2 protein-coding genes are annotated in these 1,166 nt (G+C 66.0%); both read left to right on the forward strand.

Going from position 1 to position 1,166, the window contains the following annotated elements; translation table 11 throughout:
• On the forward strand, positions 1–384 hold a 384-nt coding region (locus EN935_RS36930), incomplete at its 5' end, for an FAD-dependent oxidoreductase (RefSeq protein ID WP_164771729.1).
• A 5-nt stretch (positions 385–389) separates the two neighbouring features.
• Positions 390–1,166, forward strand: a 777-nt coding sequence (locus EN935_RS36935) for an AroM family protein (protein ID WP_164771730.1), incomplete at its 3' end; no start/stop codon positions are given.

Consider the following 1,166-nt stretch of genomic DNA (forward strand, 5'->3'; position numbering starts at 1 on the left):
ACGCTGTTCGTTCCCGAAGGCATCGACGACCCCGAGATCGAACCGGGCTACGTCGAGCGCGCATTCGCGACGGCCAGCCGCATGACGCCGTTCTGGACCGAAAAGAGCCGGCAGGCTCACGATATCCAGGTCCGTTCCGGGACGTTCGCCGTGACGATGGACGGCGCGCCCATCTTCGGCCCGTTGCCCGGCGTCCCCGGACTGTTCGTCAACATCGGCTACGACGGCCACGGCGTCATGTGCAGCATCGAGGGCGCGCGGCGGCTTGCGGATCTCATGGCCGGTGACGCGGAACACGATCCGAAGGATCCTTTCGCCGCCGAAAGGTTCCTCGACGGCAGCAATCCCATTCCCGAACCCATGACCATCCATCAGGTGCAGTGAGATCAATGCAACCGACACACGGTATTCGAATCGGCGTCGTGACGACGGGCCATGGCCCTCGCGACGAATACGTGCATTACCATGGCGAGTTTCTCAGGGCGCTCGGCGGCAATGTTCAGGTCGTCAACCGCCATATCTACGAAGGCCTCACGGTCGAGCAGATCACGCCGCATCAGGTGGGCAAGGAGGCGGCCAACATCGGCGCGCACGTGCATGTGCCGGGCGCCACCGGCAACCAGATGGGCGACGGGTGGGAACACCGCTTCTATGCGCTTCCGTTCGCCATGCGTCATGTGCAGGGGGCCATCGACCTGCTGGAGCAGGAGGACGGGGTCAAGCTCATCATCCTGGCCTGTGCGGCGGAGATGCCGACCGAGGCACTACGTTCCAACGTCCCGCTCATCCATCCGCGCGAACTCCTGTTCGGCCTGGCCGAGACGCTCGCGCACGGCTCCTCGCGCAGGTTGAGAATGGGCGTCATCGTCGATGCCGAACACGCCGAGCACGATCGCGCGGACTGGGAACGCCGCTCCTGGTTCGACCGCATCGAACTGGTGGTCGCGCCGATCACCCGAAGCGTCGCGGATGCGGCGGCCGAACTCGGCCGGCAGGGCGTCGACTATGCGTTCTACTTCGGCTACGGCGTGGGTCTTGCGCCGCGCAACGCGCCCGACATGATCGCCCGCCTGGAGGCGGCCGCGGCTGCGCCGCTCATCCTGCCGCACCGCGTCACGACCTTGTTCGTCCGCAATCTCGTGCCGCCGGCCCTGGACGACAACAGG

The sequence above is a fragment of the Mesorhizobium sp. M7D.F.Ca.US.004.03.1.1 genome, assembly GCF_003998635.1.
GTDB classification, from domain to species: domain Bacteria; phylum Pseudomonadota; class Alphaproteobacteria; order Rhizobiales; family Rhizobiaceae; genus Mesorhizobium; species Mesorhizobium loti.